Below are 23,000 nucleotides of genomic sequence, written 5' to 3'. Positions count from 1 at the left end.
TTAAAAAACCCCGCAATACCGTGCGACGTTAATCATACCCTTTCAGTATGTGTCGTTCCCGAGCATGGAATGGCGCTTCATTGAGGAAGTCTGTAGTTATGAAAAACATGAAAATCAGCCTGGCCTGGCAGATTCTGCTAGCCCTTGTGCTGGGTATTCTTCTGGGTAGTTACCTGCATTATCACAGCGACAGCCGCGAATGGCTGATTGCGAATCTCCTGTCTCCTGCGGGCGATATCTTTATTCATCTGATCAAAATGATCGTGGTGCCGATTGTTATCTCGACGCTGATTGTCGGGATTGCTGGTGTGGGCGACGCGAAACAGCTTGGCCGTATTGGCGCGAAAACCATCATCTATTTCGAAGTGATCACTACGGTTGCGATCGTGCTCGGTATTACGCTGGCGAATGTGTTCCAGCCGGGGGCGGGAATCGATATGTCGCAGCTGGCCACGGTGGATATTTCGAAATACCAAAGCACCACCGCGGATGTGCAAAGCCACGCCCACGGCCTGATGGGGACGATTCTGTCGCTGGTGCCGACCAATATCATCGCGTCGATGGCGAAGGGCGATATGCTGCCGATCATCTTCTTCTCGGTGCTGTTTGGCCTGGGGCTGTCATCGCTGCCGGCATCGCACCGCGAGCCGCTGGTGACCGTGTTCCGTTCTATTTCCGAAACCATGTTTAAAGTCACCCATATGGTGATGCGCTATGCGCCGGTCGGCGTGTTCGCGCTGATCTCGGTAACGGTGGCGAACTTCGGTTTTGCCTCGCTGTGGCCGCTGGCGAAGCTGGTGATTCTGGTTTACTTCGCGATCCTGTTCTTCGCGCTGGTGGTGCTGGGCATTGTGGCGCGCATCTGCGGGCTGAGCATCTGGATCCTGATCCGCATCCTGAAAGATGAGCTGATTCTGGCCTACTCAACCGCCAGTTCAGAGAGCGTGCTGCCGCGTATTATCGAAAAAATGGAAGCCTACGGCGCGCCTGCTTCCATTACCAGCTTCGTGGTGCCGACCGGTTACTCCTTTAACCTCGACGGTTCAACGCTGTACCAGAGTATTGCCGCCATCTTTATTGCGCAGTTGTACGGTATCGATCTGTCGCTGTGGCAGGAGATTATCCTCGTGCTGACGCTGATGGTGACCTCAAAAGGCATCGCGGGCGTTCCGGGCGTCTCCTTCGTGGTATTGCTGGCGACGCTGGGCAGCGTCGGTATTCCGCTGGAAGGGCTGGCCTTTATCGCCGGTGTTGACCGTATCCTCGATATGGCGCGTACCGCGCTGAACGTGGTGGGGAATGCGCTGGCGGTGCTGGTCATTGCCAAGTGGGAACACAAATTCGACCGCAAAAAAGCGCTGGCCTACGAGCGCGAAATGCTGGGCAAATTTGATAAAACAGCCGGTCAGTAAACTGCTCAATCCCTCCTTCACGGAGGGATTTTTTTATCCCTTTACCGTGTGGCTTTTGCCCATCATCGCCAGAAAACCCGCCACCACCGGCACCAGCGATCCCCACAGCACCGCATTCCAGCCGAAGGCATTAAGTAGTGCGCCGGAGGAGAAAGAGCCGACAATCATCACGCCAAAGACAATAAAGTCATTCAGTGACTGGACGCGGGTTTTCTCTTCCGGGCGGTGAAACTCAATGATCTTCGCCGAAGCGCCGGTAAAACCAAAGTTCCAGCCGATGCCAAGCAGGATCAGCGACAGCCAGTAATGCAGGATGTCAGTACCGAGCAGACCGGCGAGCACGGAGAGGGCGGTGATCAATAATCCCGCAGCGCCAATGCGGCTGGCGCCAAAGCGCTGAATCAGTTTGCCGGTAAAAAAGCCCGGCCCGTACATCGCAATCACATGCCACTGAATGCCCAGATTCGCTGCCTGCTGAGAAAGGCCGTGCTGATGCATCGACAGCGGCGCGGCAGTCATCAGGAAGTTCATCACCATATAGGCCACCGCGCCGCCAAACACGGTGCGACGAAAGCCCGGCAGGCGGGCTATTTCATGAAGTGGGCGGCCGCCGTGCTGCGCGTGAGCGACAACGGCAGGGGATTTGACGCCGAGCAGTACCGTTGCGGCAAGCGCCGCGACCGCTGCCTGCGCGAGAAAGGTAACGGCAAAAGTATGCTCCGGCAAGGCATTCATGGTGCCGGTGACCAGCATCGGGCCAAGTACGCCCGCTACGACGCCGCCGCCCATCACCAGCGATAACGCGCGCGCCCGTCGTTCGCTGCCCACGCCATCGGTGGCAGCAAAGCGAAACGAGAGCGCAACAGCCGCGTACGCGCCGCCGAAAAAAGCCGCCAGGCAGAACAGGGAAAAGGAACCGAGCACGACCGCTAGCGAGGCCAGCAGCCCGGTCAACACGCCTGCGCCAGTGCCGGTCATAAAGGCAGCCCGTCTGCCCCGACGGCGAGCCAGCGCGCCAAACGGCAGAATGCAGGCCGCCATCCCCAGAACAAAAACTGTGACGGGCAGTGTTGCCAGCGTGCTGCTCGGCGCGAGGGTATTACCGACTATCGCGCCGGTGGCGTAAAAGACGACCGAGTTAGCGCCAGCCAGCGCCTGTGCTGTCGCGAGACGCGCAATGTTGTGGTTCTGCTGGCTGACCGGTAATTCTGCTTCCGTGGAGTTCAACACCTGCGCTCTCATTATCAGGGGATTCTGTTGATGACATTACACTACCGGGCGGTTTGCCACACCTGTCAGACGTTACGCCCCATCGTGACACCGCCGCGTGAGCCTCCCGGCATCAGGATGCATTTACGGAGGGTTTATTGCTGATGGCATCAGGCGCGATGTTCATATGTTTCAGTACCGGGCCGATGATTTTGCCGAAAATCGGCGCCGCGACCGAGCCACCAAAGTGATCGCCCACTGTCGGATGGTTAACCATCACCACCAGCGCCACTTCCGGGTGGCTGGCCGGGGCAACGCCTGCGGTGTAGTTGACGTAGCCGCCATCGTACTTCCCGTCGGTACCCATTTTTTCCGCCGTACCGGTTTTGGTGGCAAGCTGATAGCCCGGTACCGCCGCGCGTAAACCTGAGCCGCCGGGTAAAACATCGCTTTCCATCATATACACGACGGTTTTCGCGGTGGCCGGATTCGCCACTCTGACGCCCATCACCGGCGGCGTGACTTTGGTGATGGAAAGAGGGCGATAGATACCGAACGAGCCCAGCGTCGCATATTCCCGTGCGATCTGCAGCGGCGTTACGCGCAGGCCGTAGCCAAAAGAGAACGTTGCGCGTTCAATATCGGCCCAGCGCTGGCGGTGTAAGGGAAAGTAACCCACACTCTCGCCCGTTAAGCCCAGCCCGGTAGGTTTGCCGAGGCCAAACGCCTGGTAGGTATTCACCAGCGCCTGAGCAGGCATGGCAAGCGCAATGTGGGACGCGCCCGTATCGCTCGATTTCTGCAAAATGCCGGTTATCGTCAGGCGCGGCCAGTGCCCGACATCCCGTATCAAATGCCCGTTGACGACGTAAGGCGAGGTATCAAGAACCGAGTTCGGCTGGATTAAATGGCGCTCCAGCCCTTCGAGAACCACCAGCGGCTTCACGGTTGAACCCGGTTCATAGCTATCGTTAATGGCCGTGTTGCGCATTTGCATCGTGGTGGCGCTTTCGTAATTGTTGGGATTAAACGAAGGGTAAGACGCCATTCCCAGAATCTCGCCGGTGTCGATTTTCACCAGCACAGCCGCACCTGAATCCGCCTTGTTGAGCAGCACGCCATCACGTAATGCGCTGTAAAGTGTGTATTGATCGAACTTGTCGATGCTGAGCTGAACGGTTGGCGGTTGCTGCGGCGGTTCGTAATTGACCACGGAAATCAGGTGGCCATCACCGTCCTGGCGGTACTCTTCCTGGCCCGGTTTGCCTTCAAGAATGGTGTTATAACTTTTTTCCAGCCCATTCAGCCCCGTGTTATCAGCGCCCACGATGCCTAAAAGCGGCGCGGCAGCTTCTCCCATAGGATAAAAGCGGCTGTCGTCATATTCGGTCGTGATCCCTTTCAGATGCAGCGCGGCAATATCTTTGGCGATACCGAGTTCGATTTTTCGGCCCAGGTAGAGGAAGTGCTTCGTGGGATTCGCCGTAAGCTGCGCCCGCAGGGCTTGCGGGCTGACATTGAGCGCTGCGGCGAGGTAAGCCCACTTCGGGCTGGTAAAATCAGGATTCGCCTCGAGAATGCGTTTCGGATCGGCAATGATGTCGCGCGAAGGCACACTCAGGGCTAGCGCCTGGCCATCACGATCCACCAGCGTGCCGCGGTTGGTCGGTAGCGTAATGGTGCGTAATGAACGCTGATCGGCTTCATGCTCCAGCATCGGGTGATTGAGCAGTTGCAGGTCGGCAACGCGGGCCAGCAGGAGCGCCAAAAACACCAGAATCACAAGAGAAAGCAGGTGATACCTGTTCAGGTTAAATGAGGAACTGGGGTGATCTTCTCTACGGTGTTTTTTAACAGGGGGCATGGGGTTTCGCGGCAATCATCAATGAGCACATTTACCTGTTAGTTATAGGTAAACATGCCAGCAGATGACAGAAGAACTGTGTTTCAGTTCGTTAATAATGATGATTTTTCAGGAAGTTGATTGCGGCGCTGTCCACTCGTGGCGTGACTAACGGAAGATAAATAAAAAAGCGGAGTGAAGATCACTCCGCTTTGACTTCGACAAACGCGGCTATCAGCCCATCGCGCTTTCGCGCAGCCGGGTTTTCAGCTTGTTATATTCGTCGATCACATACTGCTCGGCGGCGCGCTGATCGGCGATCGGCTCGATGCGCACGGCGCAGTACTTGTACTCCGGCGTTTTGGTTATCGGGCTTAAGTTCTCCGTCACCAGCTCGTTACAGGCGCCAATCCACCACTGGTAGGTCATATACACCGCACCTTTGTTCGGGCGTTCGCTGACCTGCGCACGGGTGATGATTTTGCCTTTACGCGAGTTAACCCACACCAGCGCTTCATCCTCAATGCCCAGCCTTGCGGCGTCGGCGGCGTTGATTTGCGCATAGCCTGGTTCATCCGCCAGCGCGGCCAGCGCCGCACAGTTGCCGGTCATTGAACGGCAAGAGTAGTGGCCCACTTCACGCACGGTGGAGAGCACCATCGGATACTCGTCGGTGAGTTTATCCATCGGCGCGACCCAGTCGCAGGTGAAGAATTTCGCCAGCCCGTTCGGCGTGTCGAACTTCTCTTTAAAGAGATAAGAGGTGCCCTGATCGGCCTCCGACGTATCGCGACACGGCCACTGGATGTAGCCCAGCTCACCCATTTTTTCGTAGGTGGCGCCGTAGAAATCGGGGCATAAATGACGCAACTCGTCCCAGATCTCCTGCGTGTTGTTGTAATGCATCGGATAACCCATACGGGTGGCGATTTCACTGATGATTTGCCAGTCCGTTTTCAGATCCCACTTTGGTTCAACCGCTTTGAAGAAGCGCTGGAAACCGCGATCTGCTGCGGTATAAACGCCTTCGTGCTCGCCCCAGGAGGTGGAAGGCAGGATGACATCCGCCGCGGCTGCGGTTTTGGTCATGAAAATATCCTGCACAATCACCAGTTCAAGCCCTTCAAATGCCTTACGAACTGCCGACAGTTCGGCATCCGTTTGCAGCGGATCTTCACCCATAATGTACGCGGCGCGCACTTCGCCATGCTCAACGCGATGCGGTAGTTCGCTAATGCGATAACCGGTATGCGCTGGCAGGCTTTCCACGCCCCACGCTTTGGCGAATTTCTCGCGGTGCGCCTCTTCTTTCACATACTGATAGCCGGGGTAGGTATCCGGCAGCGCGCCCATATCGCACGCGCCCTGCACGTTGTTCTGACCGCGTACCGGGTTGACCCCAACATGCGGTTTACCCAGGTTGCCGGTCAGCATGGCAAGACTGGTGAGCGAACGTACCGTTTCCACGCCCTGATAGAACTGGGTCACGCCCATGCCCCACAGAATGGCTGCAGTTTTCGCCCCGGCGTACATACGGGCGGCCTGGCGGATCTCCTGCGCGCTGACGCCAGTGATCTCCTCGACCGATTCCGGAGTGTAGCCCTCGACAATCTTCCGGTACTCTTCAAACCCTTCCGTCCGGTTGGCGACAAACGCCTGGTCGTAGAGGTTCTCTTCAATGATCACATGGCCCATGGCGTTAAGCAGGGCGATGTTGGATCCGTTTTTCAGTGCGACGTGCATGTCGGCAATGCGCGCGGTTTCAATTTTGCGCGGATCGCAGACGATGATTTTCGCCCCATTCTGTTTCGCCCGAATCACATGATTGGCGACGATAGGGTGAGAATCCGCCGGGTTGTACCCAAAGATAAACACTAAATCCGTGTTATCGATTTCATTAATGGCATTACTCATCGCGCCATTGCCGACCGATTGGTGCAGACCTGCAACCGAAGGGCCGTGTCAGACACGAGCGCAGCAGTCGACGTTATTGGTACCAATAACGGCGCGCGCGAATTTTTGCATTATGTAGTTGGTTTCATTACCCGTACCACGGGAAGAACCAGTGGTCTGAATGGCATCCGGGCCGTACTTCTCTTTAATGGCGCGTAAACGGCTGGCGACATAATCGAGCGCTTCATCCCAGGAGACCGACTCCAGTTTTCCGCCGCGCTGGCGACGGATCATCGGGCTTTTAAGCCGGGGCGTCAGGATCTGGGTATCGTTGATAAAATCCCAGCCGTAATAACCTTTCAGGCAGAGAGTGCCCTGATTGGTTTTGCCCTGTGCGGCTTCCGCCCGAACGATTTTGCCGTTATCGACCACCAGATGGATTTTGCATCCCGAGGCGCAATACGGGCAAACCGTGACGACTTTTTTCATCACTTTCGCTCCAGTTAACAGTGTCGCCCCCACTATGCATCTTCTATGCCATAACAATATTGGGGGTATTTACCGATGTTACGCCGGAAATTTGCGCAAAATACTGACGAAAAACAGGCCATCGTCAAAAGTGACGTGACGAAGAGCGAGGGGGATGTGACCACGGTTAAAAATTCGGCATTTAGTCGCTGCATTTATAAATGACCGCCAACAGAATGGATCAGACTTACCCAAACGGGCCTGGCGGAAGCGGACAATGAAACCTGCAATTCTGGTGGTGGATGACGATAGCGCGGTGTGCGAACTGTTGAAAGAGGTGCTGAGCGAGCATGTCTTTACGGTTTACGTCTGCCATAACGGGCGGGATGCGCTGACGCTCAGCGCGCAGCATGCGGATATCGCGCTGGTGCTGCTCGATATGATGCTGCCGGATATCAACGGCCTGCGGGTGTTGCAGCAGTTGCAAAAACAGCGTCCGTCGCTGCCGGTGGTGATGCTTACCGGGCTTGGTAGCGAGTCGGATGTGGTGGTCGGCCTGGAGATGGGCGCGGACGACTATATCGGCAAACCGTTTAACGCCCGCGTGCTGGTGGCGCGCGTCAACGCGGTACTGCGGCGCAGCGGCGTGCTGGCGGCAGAAATCCCAATGGAAAAGCAGCCCGGTTTTACCTTTAATGGCTGGCATCTTGACCCTGAGCGCTGCGAGCTGTTTAACCCGCAGCATCAGGTGGTTGGCCTGACGCAAGGCGAGTACAGCTTGTTGCTGGCGCTGGTGCAAAATGCGCGTCGGGTGCTGAACCGCGAACAGTTGCTGACCTTAACGCACAGCGAAAGCGTGGAAGTGTTTGATCGCACCATTGATGTGTTGATCATGCGCTTACGCCGCAAAATCGAAGCTAATCCCCACCAACCGGCGCTAATAAAAACCTTGCGCGGCCTCGGCTATGTCTTTGCCGCCGACGTTGCGCACAGCGATAAAGCGGCGTAGCCGTCATCCGGCCAAATGCCAGACAATCAACAGGTTATCTGGCGCTGGCTATATCGTCTCTTGTTCCGGCAAACTCCTACAGCGAATCTCCAATCTCCTGCTGCAATGCCTCCAGCGTCTTCGCGCCGTCGATCGCATTGGCGCACAGCAGGCTGGCGCGTGCGCAGGCATGTGCCAGTTGAATGCTCTTTTGCAGCGGCCAGGCTTCGTGGCAGCCGTATAAAAAACCGGCGCAAAAAGCATCGCCCGCGCCGACACTGCCGATAATCTCCGACTGGCTTAACGTGCGCGACGGGATCCACGCCCCGGCCTGATCTGCCGCTTCGCCCCATGCGCCTTCCGGGCAGTGGATCACTACCCGCTGGCGCACACCGGCGGCCAGCAGTTGCGCGGCGGCGGCGGCGATATGCTCAATATGCGGTTCATCGGTTGCGGTGCGCATGGGCAGCCCGCTAAACTCCCCGGCTTCCAGCTCGTTAATCACCAGAAAATCAAGATGCTTCAGGCACGGCAGCACCAGCGGCTGGTAACGTGGATCGCCCTTGCGTGACACCAAATCCAGCGAGGTGAGAAAACCTTGCTCGTGCATCTGCGCCAGCAGCCGCGCGCTGCGTGTTCCGTACTCTTCGTCCGGCAAATCGAGGCTATCAAGTAGCAAGAGATAGCCGAGATGGAAAATCTTCATGCTGCCGTCCAGCTGCTCAAACGCCGGTAAATCCAGCAGACGGTTCGCGCCGGGCGAGTGGAAAAAGGTGCGCTGCCCGGAGGGATCGGTCATCACCTGCGACATTGAGGTGGGCGCAGAAGGGGTGCGCTGCACCGCCTGGCGATTGACGTGGTACTGATCCAGCATCGCCATAATGTAATCGCCATCGCTGTCTTCGCCCACTAATCCCACCGCCTGCAACGGCATGCCCACGTGCAGCTTTGCCAGCGTCAGCAGCACATTCAGAGGCGCGCCGCCCGTTGAGCGCTCGCTCTGGGTGATCTCCGCCAGCCAGCCGCGTTCCGGCCACTGCACGATCTGGTGAACATGATCGACCAGCATATTGCCGGCGGCGATAACGCCGTTGCGCGCCATCAGAGTTGCCCCGCGCTGCCGAAAATGCGCATCTGTGTGGCAACGGTATCGGTGATGGCTTCTTCGACGCTCAGCAGGAGCTGGGCGAACTCATCGTACAATGGCTGGCGATCTGCCATGCGCTGCTCAATGGCACCGAGCGCGGCCTGTGACATGCCGGTGTAGAAATTGATTTTATGGATACCCAGCGAAATGGCGCGGCGGAAATCCGCATCGCTGATACCGGAACCGCCGTGCAGCACCAGCGGCAGCCCGGTCTGCTGGCGAATGGCATCCAGGCGCTCAAAATCCAGCTTCGGTTCGCCTTTGTATTTGCCGTGGGCATTGCCGATAGCCACCGCCAGCGTGTCGATGCCGGTACGGTCAACAAAATCCCGCGCCCGCGCCGGGTCGGTAAAACAGGCTTCGTCGGCATGGCCATACAGCGCGCCGCCTTCATCGCCGCCAACCGCGCCCAGCTCCGCTTCCACCGAAACGCCGACCGCATGGCACATCTTCACCACTTCCCGCGTCTGGCGAATATTTTCTTCATACTCCAGCACGGAACCGTCAAACATCACCGAGCTAAAACCGAGGCGCAGCGCGCGCACGACCGATTCAAAATGCAGCCCGTGATCGAGGTTCAGCACCACCGGAATGTCGTGGCGCGCGGCTTCGAACTTCACCGCTTCGACCAGCGATTCCAGCGAGACATATTTAAAATGGACTTCGGCGATGTTGATGATAAAGGGCGAGCGCTCCTGCTTTGCCGCGGCAAACAGCGCGCGTAAAAAGTGCGAGTCGAGCACGTTAAACGCGCCCAGCGCATAGTGATGTTCACGGGCGTGCGTTAGACCTTCAGCGAGCGAAATCAAAGGCATAGCTTCCTCCTTTAGCCGAGAAACAGATGATATTCGTTACACAGCGCCAGCAGTGCCGGTTCGTCTTCCTGAATAGCGTTAAAGCGATCAACGGGGTACAGGAAGTGGTTGTCGTGGTCATCGTCATTCACCGACGACACTTCACCAACCAGCACATCGCCAAAGCCCGGTTCGCCCCAGAAGCTGTGATATAGCCCCGGCGACAGGCAAATACTTTCCCCTGGTGAGAGGCGCAACTGGCTGCCTGCCGCATGAGTCTGGATACAGCCATCAATGACCACGGTAACGTCGGAGGCAATCGTCTCTTCATGTGCGCCGGCGTTCCACAGCTCAATAATCAGATTACCGCCGCCGCGATTAATGATGTCCTCGCGCTTGCGCCAGTGAAAATGCATCGGCGTAAGCTGACCATCACGCACGTGCATAATCTTTTCCGCATAACATTTTTCATACGGCGTGCCGTTGGGCGAGCCGTTACGCAGAGTGAACAGCGTCAATCCCTGGGTAAAGAAATCGTCGCCGCCAAATGCAGTGACATCCCATCCCAGTTTCAGATCGAACACTTCACGCCACGCCGCACGATCGAGCTGTTGCCATTTGGTTGGCGGGAAGCTGGCGAAAGGCGGCAAATGGACATCGTGCATTGAGAAAAACTGCCGCGTGTGGCCGAGAATTTCATTAATGGCGGAGCGTTTCATTTCACCTCCAGAGAAGATCCCCCGCCGGAAAAAGCGGGGGAAAACCCTATTTCACCGTCCAGCCTTTGTAGCTGCCGACGTTCTGTTTATCGATCATCGTCACCGGGATCAGCACCGGCGCGGTTGGCGCGGGCTTGCCTTGCAGAATGTCGTAGCCGATCTCCACCGCGCGGGCGGCCATCACTTGCGGATCCTGCGCCGGAGTGGCGACAAACAGCGAGTTTTTGCGTTTCAGCGCCTCTTCGCCATCCGGGCTGCCATCGACGCCTACAATAAAGAACTCGTGACGCTGTGCCTGTTTGGCGGCCAGATCGGCACCGATCGCTGTCGGATCGTTAATCGCAAAGACACCGTCGATTTTCGGGTTGGCGGCAAGCAGCGAGGTCATCACTTCCAGCCCGCCTTCGCGGCTGCCTTTCGCGTTCTGGTTATCAGAGAGCACTTTGATATCCGGGTGGCGCTTAAACTCGGTCTGGCAGCCTTCGACACGGTTTTGCACCGCAGAGACCGGCGGTCCGTTGATGATCACCACATTGCCTTTGCCTTTCAGGCGGTCGGTAATGTACTTACAGGCCATTTCCCCTGCCTGGGTGTTATCGGAGGTGATAGTGGCGTCGGCACCTTCTGCCGCCACGTCAACCGCCACCACCACAATCCCGGCCTCTTTTGCCCGTTTCACCGCCGGGCCGATGCCTTTGGAATCCGCGGCGTTGAGGATGATCATGTCCACTTTGGCGGCAATAAAGTTATCGATCTGCGCGACCTGCTGGCCCAGATCGTAACCGCTGGAGACCAGCGTCACTTTGACGTTATCGCCCGCCAGTTTGCGCGCTTCCAGCTCCGCGCCTTTGGTGATCTGCACGAAGAAGGGGTTCGCCAGATCGCCCACCGTAACGCCAATGGACTTCAGATCTTTGGCCTGCGCAAACGGCGCGCTGGTCAGCAGAGCAGCGGCGCAGAGCGCCGTGACAAGAGGTTTAAGACGCATGCTGTAATCCTCACTTATGTTGCTGTTTTGTAGGGTATTGTTATGCTGCCTGATGATGCCGGGTACGGTATTTGTCGATCAGCACCGCTATGATGATCACCGCCCCTTTGATCACCAATTGCCAGAAGTAGGAGACGCCCATTAGCGTCATGCCATTGTTAAGGGTGGCGATAATCAGCGCGCCAACCAGCGTGCCGGTGATGGTGCCGATTCCGCCGACAAAACTGGTGCCGCCAAGGATCACCGCGGCGATGGCGTCCAGCTCATAGCCGGTGCCGAGGTTGCCGTTGGCGCTGTACAGCCGCGAGGCGCTCATCACGCCGCCAAGGCCGGAGAGCAAGCCGCTCATGCCGTAGACGAACAGCAGCACCAGCCACACTTTGATGCCGGTCAGGCGCGCTGCCTGCATATTGCCGCCCACCGCGTAGATATGAACGCCCAGCGTCGTGCGGCGCAGGATAAACCAGCACAGTACAATCACCGCCAGCGCAATCACCACCAGCCACGGCACCGGGCCAAGATAGTTATTGCCGACCCACTCAAAACTGATATCGGAGTTAATCACCGTGGTGCCGTCTGCCAGCAGATAGGCCACCCCGCGCAGCGCGGTATACGTACCGAGGGTGACAATGAATGGCGGCAAACCAGCAAATGCCACCAGCGCGCCATTAAACAGGCCGAGCACCAGGCCGAGCATCAGCGCCGCCGGGACGGAGAGCAGGGCCAGTTCGGGCATCAGCGAAACCACCATCGCCGCGACCGCCGTGGTGCCGAGAATCGAACCCACAGAGAGATCGATACCGCCGGTCAGAATGATGAAAGTCATGCCCGCCGCCAGCACAATGTTGATCGACGCCTGGCGGGTAATATTCAGCAGGTTGCTTTCGGTAAAAAAGTTTGGCGCGATAAAACCAAAAACCGCGACGATCAGGATGAGAATCGGCAAAATGCCGACAGTTTGCATCAGATCGCCCATCAACATCTTTTTGGCGGAAGGGCTTTTCGCTGCGTTCTCTTTAGCATCAGTCATGGTGTACCGCCTGGTGGTGGGATTCGTTAACGCCGGTGGCCAGCGTCATAATGTTTTCCTGAGTAATCTCATGTTGTTGCAGCTCGCCGACGATGCTGCCTTCGCGCATCACATAAACACGATCGCTCATGCCGACCACTTCCGGCAGCTCGCTGGAGATCATCAGGATCGCCACGCCTTGGCGCGCCATCTGGTTCATGATCCGGTAGATCTCGCTTTTGGCTCCGACATCCACGCCGCGCGTTGGCTCATCAAGGATCAGAATGCGCGGGCCGATCGCCACCCAGCGAGAGATCAAGAGCTTTTGCTGGTTGCCGCCTGATAAGCCGCCCGCCCGCACCTGCGCGTGCGGTACGCGAATATTTAATAACTTGATGGCGTCATCGGAGATCGACTGCGCTTTTTTGCGATCGAGCATTCCCCACGCCGCGTCGCGCTCCAGCGTTGCCATGGTGATGTTTTCCTGCGCCGCCAGCTCCAGAAACAGGCCTTGCTCTTTGCGGTTCTCCGTCAGAAAACCGATGCCTAAATCGATGGCGGCGCGCGGCGAGTGGATCACCACTGGTTCACCGTCCACTTCGATCATGCCGCCAGTGGCTTTGCGTACGCCGAAGATCAGCTGCGCCAGTTCGGATCGTCCGGCACCGACCAGCCCGGCAAGGCCGACGATCTCCCCGGCACGCACCTGCAAGCTGACTGGCTGGATTTTCTCGCCGTCTGTCAGGTGTTGAACGCTCAGACGCGGGTTGCCAAGTGGGATATCGCGCTCTTTGTTAAACAGGTCGCTCAATGGCCGCCCGACCATCATGCGCACCAGTTCAGAGGCATTGAGTTTGTCGCGCGTCAGGCTGCCGACATACTGGCCGTCGCGCAGGACGCTGACGCGATCGGAGAGTTCATACACTTCCGCCATGCGATGGCTGATGTAGATAATCGCCATCCCTTCATCGCGCAGGCGCAGGATCAGTTCGAACAGACGATGCGTTTCGCGTGAGGAGAGGGCGGCGGTGGGTTCATCCATCACCAGAATGCGGCTGTTGCGGTGTAAAGCGCGGGCGATCTCCACCTGCTGCTGCTCGGCGATCGTCAGCTTCATCACCCGATCGGTGGCGGTGAAATTCGCGCCAAGGCGATCAATCACCGCCTGCGCCTGTGTCACCATCTCTTTGCGCTGCACCAGCCCGCCGCGGGCGATTTCACTGCCAAGAAAGATGTTTTCCGCCACGGTCAGGTTCGGCGCTAACTGCATCTCCTGGTAAATCAGTGTGATACCGGCAGCGAGCGCATCTTTGGGGCTTTTGATGGCGTAAGGCTGGCCGTCAATCAGGATCTCGCCGCTGGTGGCGCTATACGCCCCGGCGAGAATCTTCATCAGCGTGCTTTTCCCCGCGCCGTTTTCCCCCATCAGCGCATGGATCTCGCCGGGCCAGACCGTCAGATCGACCCCTTTGAGGGCGTAAAATTTGCCAAAAGCTTTGGCAATGTTGCGCATCTCCAGTACGGGCGTGTTGCTCATCAGCGGGCTTCCTTGGAGGAACGATATCCGCACTTCATCACACGTTAGTAAATGCACAATGTCAGGTTCTGTTCATATTTGTCATAGTTACCTGGAGAAACCGTTTCCTGCCGTCCTGCGGCAGGATCAACATTGCACCGGAGCCACTATGTCGTATCGCGCGAACCCGTTTTTCACCAGCGCTCGCGGGCGTCTGCTGTTCTTCAATTTACTGGTGGTGGCGGTAACTTTAATGGTCTGCGGCGTGGCAGTGCTGGGATTTCGCCACGCCAGCCAGATTCAGGAACTGGCGCAGCAGCAGACGCTGGACGACATGACCGGCAGCATGAATCTGGCGCGCGATACCGCCAGCGTCGCCACGGCGGCTGTGCGGTTGTCGCAGGTGGTCGGAGCGCTGGAGTATCAGGGCGAAGCCGAACGCCTGAAAGCGACGCAGAGCGCGCTGCAACACTCGCTCAGCCAGCTTGCCCACGCGCCGCTGGCGCAGCAGGAACCGCAACTGGTGGCGCAGATCACCCGCCGCAGCCACGAATTGCAGCAAAGCGTCACCGTGATGCTGCAACGCGGACAACAGCGGCATCTGGAGCGTAATGCGCTGCTCAGTTCGCTGTACCAGAACCAAAGTTATTTGCGCCATTTACAGGTGATCACCGCCCGGGAAGCGAGCAACATCCCGGATAACCGCCTGCTCGCCGAGATGGACCGGCTGATCATCGCCGCCATTCAGACGCCGTCTCCCCGGCCGACAATCAAACAGATCTCCTACATCATGGGGCAATTGCCGCTGCGCGCCGCCAGCCCGACGGTGGATTTTATCCTGCCGGATTTCAGCGCCGAGCTGCGCAAGCTGGGGCCGCTGTCGCTCCGGCTGGAAGAGAGCGATCTGGCGATTAGCTGGTCGATGTTTCATATCAAAGCGCTGGTGGCGCTGCTCAACAGCGACATCAACCAGTACGTTGCGCAGGTCGCGCAGGCGTCGGAACTGCGCACGGCGCAAAGCCACCAGGAGATGCGCTCGATCATTCTGTTTATCAGCGTTTTCGCCCTGCTGGCGCTGGTGATCACCGGCTTTGCCGGATGGTATATCTACCGCAATCTGGGCTCGAATCTGACGGCCATTTCGCGCGCCATGTCGCGGCTGGCGCGTGGCGAGCAGGACGTGTCGGTTCCGGCGCTGCAACGGCGCGATGAGCTGGGCGAACTGGCGCGTGCGTTTAACGTGTTTGCCCGTAATACTGCTTCGCTGGAACACACCTCTAAGTTGTTGAAAGAGAAAAGCACACAGCTGGAAACCACTTTCCACGCGATGCGCGATGGTTTTGCGCTGTTCGATAACCGGGGTTGCCTGGTGGTGTGGAATCCGCAATATCCGTTGCTGCTGGGGCTGACGGCAGAGGCATTGCAGCGCGGCCAGCACTATCAGAGCCTGTTACAACAGGTGAGCGATCTCCCCGGTCACGTACAGGAGAATCTGGCTCGCCCGCTGCCCAAACCGCAGGAATTACGGCTGGCGGACAATCGTACCATTGAGCTGCGTTTTAGCCCGGTACCGGGGCGCGGCATGGTTAACGTGGTGCTGGATCGCACGGAGCGTAAAGGGCTGGAAGAGGCGTTGCTGCACAGTCAGAAGATGAAAGCAGTCGGCCAATTGACCGGCGGGCTGGCGCACGATTTCAATAACCTGCTGGCGGTGATTATTGGCAGCCTTGAACTGGTGACGCCCGGCTCGCCGGATGCGCCGCGTATCTCGCGGGCGCTGAAAGCCGCTGAGCGCGGCGCGTTACTGACCCAGCGGCTGCTGGCCTTTTCCCGCAAGCAGTCGTTGCATCCTCATGCCGTGGAGATGCAACCGCTGCTGGAGAATCTCGGCGAGCTTATGCGCCATTCGTTACCCGGCACACTGGCGCTGGAGATCGAAGCGCAAAGCCCGGCATGGCCCGCGTGGATCGATGTTGGACAACTGGAAAATGCCATCATCAATCTGGTGATGAATGCCCGCGATGCGATGGAGGGCGAGAGCGGCACCATTAAAATCCGCACCTGGAACCAGCGCGTCACCCGCAGTGACGGACGCCGCCAGGATATGGTGGCACTGGAGGTGATCGATCGCGGCTGCGGTATGTCTCAGGAGGTCAAAGCACAGGTGTTCGAACCCTTCTTCACCACCAAACAGACCGGCAGCGGCAGCGGGCTGGGCCTGTCGATGGTATATGGCTTTGTTCGCCAGTCCGGCGGGCGGGTAGAGATTGAGAGCGCGCCGGGGCAGGGCACCACCGTGCGTCTGCAACTACCGCGCGCAACGGTGCAGGCGGTGGAAAGCCGCGAACCGGATGCCGCGCAGGCGCGCGATAGCAGCGACACGCTGATTCTGGTGCTGGAAGATGAGGCCGATGTGCGCCAGACATTGTGCGAACAGTTGCACGAGCTGGGCTATCTGACGCTGGAAGCGGAAACCGGTGAGCAGGCGTTGCAGCTACTGGCCGCTTCGACGGAGATTGGCGCATTGGTCAGTGATTTAATGCTACCGGGCGCGCTCAGCGGCGCGGAAGTGATTCACCTGGCGCGCCAGCAGAATCCGCATCTGCCGATGCTGCTCATCAGCGGCCAGGATCTGCGCCCGGCGCACAACCCTGCGCTGCCGGACGTGGAACTGCTGCGTAAACCCTTTACCCGTGCAGAGCTTGCGCAGGCGCTGCGACGGATTGCGGCGTAAAACGGTTGCGGGCCAGTGTCGCCGCGCCCTGCGCGCCGTTAAACGCTGATGATGAGGCCGCCAGAAAACGCACCGCTTCCCACGGCAACGGTTTGCGCAGCCAGGTGCGGATCGCCGCGATCAACGCTTCACGCGGAAATGCGGACATATCCATGACGCCGCCGCCGAGGATCACTGCATCGGGATCGAACAGGTTAATGCTGGTGGCGATGGCGCGCGCGGCGTGATCCAGCAGATCGACGACAAAAGGCTCCTGTGCTGCATGGATAAACAGATCGCCAAGCTCGTAATCCCGCGGCTGCTGTTCATACCAGCGGCGCAGCGCAAGGCCAGAACACACCGTTTCCAGACAACCCGCATTGCCGCAGCCGCAGCGCAGTTGCCTGTCTCCCTGCGGAATATGCCCCAGTTCGCCCGCCACGCCGTGCGCGCCTGTCCACGGTGCACCGTTCAGCCAGATGGCGAAACCCATGCCGGTGCCGAGATAGGCCGCCAACACCTGCTGCTGCGTGAGGTTATGCTCCTGCACGTCAAAAGAGAGTTGCAGATTCACATCACGGGAAAACTCCACCGGGCAGCCCAGCGCATTTTCCAGTTGCCTGGCCAGCCCGCTCAGTTCACCAGGTGCCAGCGGTAAGTTGGGCGTGGAGATAATGGTGCGTTTATCTTTGCCGACCAGCGCAGGAAAGCCCATTACCAGCCCGTAACAGCGGGCATTACGTGCGTCAAGCTGCGCCTGGATAAGCGCAGTAATGCCGTTTACCACGCCGTGCGCAATGACCTCCGCGGTGCGCTGCTTTTCACAATGCAGCACCTCGCCTGCGGCGGTTTGCAGGCAGAAGCGAATATGGGTCGCGCCCATATCAACGCCTGCTACCAGTTGATTATGCGGTTCGTGCATGAGGCAGTACCTCGTTTTTGGCCGCCAGAATCTGTTCGGTCATTACCGTCCAGGCGTCATCGATGTTTTCCGCATGGTTGAATAACCCGGAGGTGCCGACGATAAAGACATCCGCGCCTGCGGCCATCAAACGCTGATAAGTGGCCTGGTTGCAGGAGCCGTCGATTTCGATTTCATAACTCAGCCCTTCGCGCTCGCGCCAGGCTTTCAGCTCGGCGACTTTGTCGAGCATTTCCGGAATGAACGGCTGCCCGGCAAAGCCAGGATCGACCGTCATCACCGTCACTTTGTCCGCCTTATGAATATAGTATTTCATCGTTTCGACGGAGGTTTCCGGGTTGAGGATCAGCCCGACTTTCATGCCGTGGCGGCGGATCTCATCGATCAGGCGAAACGCCTGGCCGTTGATCGTTTCCGGGTGCAGGGTGATAAAGTCTGCGCCTGCGCGCGCCAGTTGGCCGATATAATCCTGCGGGCGCGTCACCATCAGATGGCAATCCAGCGGTTTGCTGGCCAGCTTCTTCACCTGGCTGACAAAGAATGGCGACAGCGTCAGGTTCGGCACAAAGTGGCCGTCCATAATGTCGATATGGAAATAGTCCGCGTGGCTGTCGATAAACTCGATCTGTTCTTTAAACTTGAGCAGATCCATACACATCAGGGAGGGGGAGATTTTCATCATTCATTCCTTACTTGCTGATAAGCCGGTCAAGCGCAACAGCGGCAATAATCAGCCCGCCCATTACCACCAGCTGGTAATACGTTTGAACTTGCAGGATATTCAGGCCGTTATTGATGGTGCCGATAATCAACCCGCCAATCACGACCGAGAAAATACGCCCCTTACCGCCGAAGAAGCTGGTGCCGCCGATAATGGCGCTGGCGATGGCGTAGGTTTCAAACCCCATTCCCGCCAGCGGCTCCGCCGCACCGAGACGCGCGGTGGAGACCACGCCCGCCAGCCCGGCGCAAACACCGGAGATAATGAACACCACCAGCACGTGAAACTTCACATCGATACCGGAGTAGAAGGCGGAGTTTTTATTGCCGCCCAGCGCGTAAATATTGCGCCCCAGCCGCATGCGCGTAGTGAGGAACCAGAGCAGCAGCGCCACCAGCAGCGAGAAGATCACCGGCACCGGAATGCCTGCCACGCTGGCGGCAAAGAAATTCACAAAGTCGAAGGAGAAGCCATACACCGAGTTGGCGTCGGAAATAACCAGCGTAATGCCGCGAAAAATCGCGTTGGTTCCAAGGGTAATAATGAACGGGTGCAGGCCGGTCCAGTTGACCAGGCAGCCGTTAATCGCCCCCAGCACGCCGCCCACCAACACGCCGCCGATCAATGCCGCCAGCACGGGATCGACGCCCGCCAGCATCAGTTTGGCGGTTACCATGCCGGAGAGAGCAAGGATCGCACCGACGGAGAGATCAATCCCGGCGATCAGAATGGCAAAGAACTCACCCATGCCGATCAACACCGTTACCGAACTCTGAACAAAAATCTGCGTGATGTTGTTGGTGTTGAGGAAGTATTCCGGCGACATCGTGCCGAAGATGGCGACGATGATCGCGAGGATAAAAAAGGTGCCGTATTTATCCCAGAACAGCGCGAAGTTGAAGGGCTTTTTCTCGCTCATTTCGCTTTTTACTCGTGTGGTAATGCCCATGCCATAATCTCCTCTTCGCTCATGTCGTCGCGATTGGTCAGGATTTGCGTCAGCCGCCCTTCGCAGAACACGGCGATGCGGTCGCAGACGGCAATAATTTCGGGAAGCTCGGATGACACCATCAGGATGACTTTTCCGTCATCCGATAGCTGGCGCATCACTTTGTAGATCTCGGCCTTCGCGCCGACGTCGATACCGCGGGTCGGTTCATCGAAAATGATCACCTCGGGTTCGCAGCACAGCCATTTGGAGATCAGTACTTTCTGTTGGTTACCGCCGGAAAGCTCGGTGATGCTCTGCTCCACCGAGTGGCACTTCAGCGCCAGCAGCTCGCGCTGCGCTTCAGCAATCCGTCGCTCTTCGTGTTCGTTAAACAGCCCCATTGCGCCTTTGTAACCGCCGTGCTTGAGGCTTTTGCTGAGCGCTATGTTTTGCGCAATCGAGAAGTTAGGGAAGAAGCCGTTGTCGCGGCGGCTTTCGGTGATATATGCCATGCCTTTTTTCAGCGCATCCAGCGGTGAGCGTGGGGAAATCGCGTGACCATTGAGGCGAATTTCACCGCGGCTGCGCTTATCGACGCCGAACAGGCAGTTCATCAGTTCGGTGCGGCCGGAGCCGACCAGCCCGGCGAAACCGAGGATCTCGCCGCGGTTCACGCTAAAAGAGATATCACGGACTTTTTTCTTGTCGCGACTGGTGACGTTTTTCACCTCAAATACCGTATCGCGCTCGATATTGCCGGTGCTCTCTTTCATCGCGTTAAAGCGGTTTTGCAGTTCGCGTCCGACCATCAGCCGCACGATGTCGTCATTGGTGACGTCGCTGACCATGCCGCTGCAGACGCTGCTGCCGTCTTTCATCACCGTATAGCGATCGCAGATCCGGCGAATTTCCGCCAGCTTATGCGAGATATAAACAATGGCGGTGCCTTCTTTACGCAGCTGATTCATGATCAGGAAAAGATAATCCACCTCTTTATTCGTCAGCGAAGAGGTGGGCTCATCCATAATAATGACTTTGGCATCCAGCATTAATGTTTTGGCAATTTCCAGCATCTGCTTGTGGCTAATCGATAAATTCGCCACTTTGGTATCGAGATCGACTTTTAAGCCGACGCGCAATAACATCATTGCCGCCCGTACGCGCATTTCTCGCCAGTCGATAATATTGACGCCGCATACCTTTTTGGTGATATGGCGGCCAATATATAAATTCTCCAGCACGGTTAATTCATCAATAACGCTGAGTTCCTGATAAATAATGCCAATACCAAGTTGTGCCGCCAGTTTATGATCAAGTTTGTCGTAATTAACGTTATTAATGGTGATGGTGCCTTTGGTCGGGTCGTGAATCCCCGAGAGAATTTTCATTAACGTTGATTTACCGGCACCATTCTCTCCTAATAACGCATGAATTTCATAAGGATAAATAGTTAAATCAACGGACTTTAATGCGTGGACCGGGCCAAAGGATTTGCCGATACCCGCCATTGAGATATATGGCGTGACCATAAGTAACCTCTTTGCACACTCTTCAGGCCGGATGCGCGCAAAGCGTCATCCGGCGTTGATGGCTTACTTAGTGACCAGAATTGAATCGACCAGCTTGAATTCCGGGGCTTTATCCAGCGGAATAACTTTGCCGGTTTTTGCCGCATCAACCATCATTTTCAGACCCGAAGCGCCAATATTCGCCGGGTTTTGCGCGACGGTGGCGGTCATCTGCCCGGCTTCCACCATTTTGCGCGCTTCCGGAATGCCGTCGGTGCCGACGACCAGCACTTTGCCGGTTTTACCGGCGTTCGCCACCGCCTGGGCAACGCCCATCGCCATGGTGTCATTGGCGCAGTAGAAGGCTTTCAGGTTCGGGTTGCGTTGCAGCACGTTGGTAGCGACGTCCAGCGCCTTAATGCGATCCCAGTCGGCGGGCTGGCTGGCGACCAGCTTGATTTGGCTGGCTTTCTTAAACGCTTCGCTGGCGCCGTTGCGGCGCGCTTCACCCGAGGCGTTGCCTGCTTTACCTTCTATAATCGCCACTTCGCCGCCTTGTGCGCCAAGCTGTTCAATGATAAAGCTTGCGCCTTTTGCGCCGACTGCAACGTTATCGGTGGTAATAAAACCTTCGACATTCCCGCCGGCTTTTTTCAGGTTATCCATATCGATTTTTTCATCGAGGTTCACCAGATAAATGCCTTTTTTCCAGGCGCGGGCGACCGGCATCACCAGGTTAACGGAAGAGAGTGGGGCAAAGGCGATGCCTTTATAATTTTTATTGCTCAGATCTTCGAATAATTGTAATTGCGACTGAAAATCACCTTCCGACGGCGAGGCAAAAATATCCACACTGACACCCAGTGTTTTCGCTTCGTCTTCGATACCTTTTTTCATATCCACCCAGAACGGGTTGGATAATGTTTTTAAGACGACGGCGTATTCGGCAGCGGCAAATACGCTGGTGCTCATCATCAGGCCGATAGCAGCTCCGCTGAATAATTTCAGATATTTATTCATAGTGGTCTTCTCATTGTAGGGTAATTTTACTCATCCCGTTGCGGCGGGATGAGTATTTGTTTTTACTTCAATGCGCCCGGTGAGAAAAAATCAACGATGGCACCGGTTTTTTGCATATTCTGTGTGGCCAGTTCAATGTTCTGTTGTGCAACCGAAACAAAAAAAGCATCAAGTAGTGTTAATTGTAATATTCGTGCTGAAGCATTTCGCCCTAATAAAGGGGTCTCTGGTGCTGGCGAGCAAATAATAAAGTCGGCCATTTTGGCAATCGGCGAATGGTAGCTGTGAGTAATACAAATAATTTTTGCCCCATTTTTTTTCGCCAGCTCAACGGCCGCTTTTAAATCACTGGTGCGTCCGGAATGCGACACCACCAGTACGACATCGCCCTCTTTAAGCAGCGATGCGGACATCATCATAATGTGCGCGTCCTGGTAAGCGTGGCAGCGAACCCCGATGCGCAACATCTTATGTTCAATATCGGCGCAGATGGCGTTAGAGCCGCCAACGCCGTAGAGATCGCGCTGTTTGGCCTGATAGAAGAAGCGCGCCGCGCGGTGGATTTCATCCACGTTAACGATCGACTGGCCTTCCATAATGGTGCGCAGCGTAATATTGAACACTTTGTTCACCACATCCTGCGGCGCTTCGTCAAACGACAGCTCAGCGGGCAGCACCTGCTGCGAGTGAGAGAAGTACTCCACCAGTGCGCTGCGCAGATTGCGGAAACCGCTAAAACCCAGCAGTTTCGACACTTTCACGATCATGGCTTCCGACACCGTCAGCATCTCCGCTACATCTTTAATCGCGGAGGCATCGCTGATATTGCCCGGTGTTAATAGCCAATCCACGATGCGGCTTTCGTTTTCCGTCATCCCTTCCTGCTTCATGCGCAGGTAAGGGGCGAGGCCGATGCCGTTGGGAAGACCGTGGTCGAATTCTGTCTGACTCATCGCTTTCTCTTGTCCTTGAAATGAAGACGACACTATATCACCACATCCGGAACCATAAATATGTCGGCAACTTCACAGAATTAATTAATTCATAAAGTTTTGTGTGTTGTGAAGTTTTCTGTAATGTTTTGGTTGGTGCGCTCATCAGTTTTGTTTTAAAAACAATAAATTATATTGATTTATGAAATGTGGTACGTCTGAGGTGTAGGGGTTTTCATGCACATAAGGCTATTGATTTGTGAATTC

General features: G+C 56.8%; 18 protein-coding genes. 3 read left to right on the top strand and 15 right to left on the bottom strand.

Going from position 1 to position 23,000, the window contains the following annotated elements; translation table 11 throughout:
* Positions 1 to 98: 98 nt before the first annotated feature.
* Positions 99 to 1,412 carry a glutamate/aspartate:proton symporter GltP gene (gltP, locus tag Y71_RS25835; RefSeq protein WP_007372496.1) on the top strand — a complete coding sequence of 438 codons (1,314 nt, stop codon included), beginning with the start codon at positions 99 to 101 and terminating at the stop codon, positions 1,410 to 1,412.
* A 33-nt stretch (positions 1,413 to 1,445) separates the two neighbouring features.
* On the opposite strand, the gene Y71_RS25830 is transcribed toward gltP, so the two are convergent.
* The 3 genes from Y71_RS25830 to fdhF all read right to left on the bottom strand — a co-directional run bounded on the left by Y71_RS25830 (position 1,446) and on the right by fdhF (position 6,846).
* Positions 1,446 to 2,654 carry an MFS transporter gene (locus Y71_RS25830; protein WP_035886914.1) on the bottom strand — a complete coding sequence of 403 codons (1,209 nt, stop codon included), beginning with the start codon at positions 2,652 to 2,654 and terminating at the stop codon, positions 1,446 to 1,448.
* Positions 2,655 to 2,754: 100 nt separating this feature from the next.
* On the bottom strand, positions 2,755 to 4,485 hold the full coding sequence (locus tag Y71_RS25825; RefSeq protein ID WP_035942765.1) for a penicillin-binding transpeptidase domain-containing protein: 1,731 nt from the start codon (positions 4,483 to 4,485) through the stop codon (positions 2,755 to 2,757).
* A 213-nt stretch (positions 4,486 to 4,698) separates the two neighbouring features.
* Positions 4,699 to 6,846 carry a formate dehydrogenase subunit alpha gene (fdhF, locus tag Y71_RS25820; RefSeq protein WP_079517076.1) on the bottom strand — a complete coding sequence of 716 codons (2,148 nt, stop codon included), beginning with the start codon at positions 6,844 to 6,846 and terminating at the stop codon, positions 4,699 to 4,701.
* A gap of 256 nt (positions 6,847 to 7,102) precedes the next feature.
* Between fdhF and Y71_RS25815 the strand changes: the two genes are divergently transcribed.
* Entirely contained in the window at positions 7,103 to 7,834 is a 732-nt protein-coding gene (locus Y71_RS25815) for a response regulator (protein ID WP_007372502.1), read from the top strand.
* A 76-nt stretch (positions 7,835 to 7,910) separates the two neighbouring features.
* Here Y71_RS25815 and Y71_RS25810 read toward each other — a convergent pair whose 3' ends face one another.
* The 6 genes from Y71_RS25810 to Y71_RS25785 are packed head-to-tail and all read right to left on the bottom strand — an operon-like array spanning position 7,911 to position 14,007.
* A complete protein-coding gene (locus Y71_RS25810) occupies positions 7,911 to 8,915 on the bottom strand; it encodes a carbohydrate kinase family protein (RefSeq protein WP_007372503.1) in 1,005 nt (334 codons plus the stop codon).
* Positions 8,915 to 9,775 carry a ketose 1,6-bisphosphate aldolase gene (locus Y71_RS25805; RefSeq protein ID WP_007372504.1) on the bottom strand — a complete coding sequence of 287 codons (861 nt, stop codon included), beginning with the start codon at positions 9,773 to 9,775 and terminating at the stop codon, positions 8,915 to 8,917. Before Y71_RS25805 ends, Y71_RS25810 begins: the two co-directional genes overlap by 1 nt.
* Positions 9,776 to 9,786: 11 nt before the next feature.
* Positions 9,787 to 10,473, bottom strand: coding sequence for a D-lyxose/D-mannose isomerase (locus tag Y71_RS25800; protein ID WP_007372505.1), 687 nt, complete (start codon positions 10,471 to 10,473; stop codon positions 9,787 to 9,789).
* 46 nt (positions 10,474 to 10,519) lie between these two features.
* Positions 10,520 to 11,461, bottom strand: a complete 942-nt coding sequence (locus tag Y71_RS25795) for an ABC transporter substrate-binding protein (RefSeq protein WP_007372506.1) — start codon at positions 11,459 to 11,461, stop codon at positions 10,520 to 10,522.
* Positions 11,462 to 11,501: 40 nt separating this feature from the next.
* Positions 11,502 to 12,491 carry an ABC transporter permease subunit gene (locus Y71_RS25790; protein ID WP_007372507.1) on the bottom strand — a complete coding sequence of 330 codons (990 nt, stop codon included), beginning with the start codon at positions 12,489 to 12,491 and terminating at the stop codon, positions 11,502 to 11,504.
* A complete protein-coding gene (locus Y71_RS25785) occupies positions 12,484 to 14,007 on the bottom strand; it encodes a sugar ABC transporter ATP-binding protein (protein WP_007372508.1) in 1,524 nt (507 codons plus the stop codon). Before Y71_RS25785 ends, Y71_RS25790 begins: the two co-directional genes overlap by 8 nt.
* 148 nt (positions 14,008 to 14,155) lie before the next feature.
* Between Y71_RS25785 and Y71_RS25780 the strand changes: the two genes are divergently transcribed.
* Positions 14,156 to 16,720, top strand: coding sequence for an ATP-binding protein (locus tag Y71_RS25780; protein WP_007372509.1), 2,565 nt, complete (start codon positions 14,156 to 14,158; stop codon positions 16,718 to 16,720).
* Here Y71_RS25780 and alsK read toward each other — a convergent pair.
* From alsK to Y71_RS25750, 6 genes are all read right to left on the bottom strand, one after another.
* The gene (alsK, locus tag Y71_RS25775; RefSeq protein WP_007372510.1) at positions 16,674 to 17,621 is read right to left on the bottom strand and encodes an allose kinase; all 948 of its coding nucleotides are present in this window, start codon (positions 17,619 to 17,621) and stop codon (positions 16,674 to 16,676) included. The genes Y71_RS25780 and alsK overlap by 47 nt on opposite strands.
* Positions 17,605 to 18,300 carry a D-allulose 6-phosphate 3-epimerase gene (gene alsE / locus Y71_RS25770; protein ID WP_007372511.1) on the bottom strand — a complete coding sequence of 232 codons (696 nt, stop codon included), beginning with the start codon at positions 18,298 to 18,300 and terminating at the stop codon, positions 17,605 to 17,607. The genes alsK and alsE overlap by 17 nt, the downstream gene beginning before the upstream one ends.
* Positions 18,301 to 18,310: 10 nt before the next feature.
* Positions 18,311 to 19,291: a D-allose ABC transporter permease gene (gene alsC / locus Y71_RS25765; RefSeq protein ID WP_007372512.1), complete on the bottom strand. Its 981-nt coding sequence runs from the start codon at positions 19,289 to 19,291 to the stop codon at positions 18,311 to 18,313.
* Entirely contained in the window at positions 19,270 to 20,802 is a 1,533-nt protein-coding gene (gene alsA, locus Y71_RS25760) for a D-allose ABC transporter ATP-binding protein AlsA (protein ID WP_007372513.1), read from the bottom strand. Before alsA ends, alsC begins: the two co-directional genes overlap by 22 nt.
* A gap of 63 nt (positions 20,803 to 20,865) precedes the next feature.
* Positions 20,866 to 21,801 (bottom strand): D-allose transporter substrate-binding protein, encoded by a 936-nt coding sequence (alsB, locus tag Y71_RS25755; RefSeq protein WP_007372514.1) that lies wholly within the window; start codon positions 21,799 to 21,801, stop codon positions 20,866 to 20,868.
* A 62-nt stretch (positions 21,802 to 21,863) separates the two neighbouring features.
* Complete coding sequence (locus Y71_RS25750; protein WP_007372515.1) at positions 21,864 to 22,754, bottom strand: MurR/RpiR family transcriptional regulator; 891 nt, start codon at positions 22,752 to 22,754, stop codon at positions 21,864 to 21,866.
* Positions 22,755 to 23,000 lie beyond the last annotated feature (246 nt).

This window comes from Kosakonia radicincitans DSM 16656 (assembly GCF_000280495.2).
Taxonomy (GTDB): domain Bacteria; phylum Pseudomonadota; class Gammaproteobacteria; order Enterobacterales; family Enterobacteriaceae; genus Kosakonia; species Kosakonia radicincitans.
Note: the sequence above shows the minus strand (reverse complement) of the source record. Positions and strands in the feature narration are given on the sequence as shown.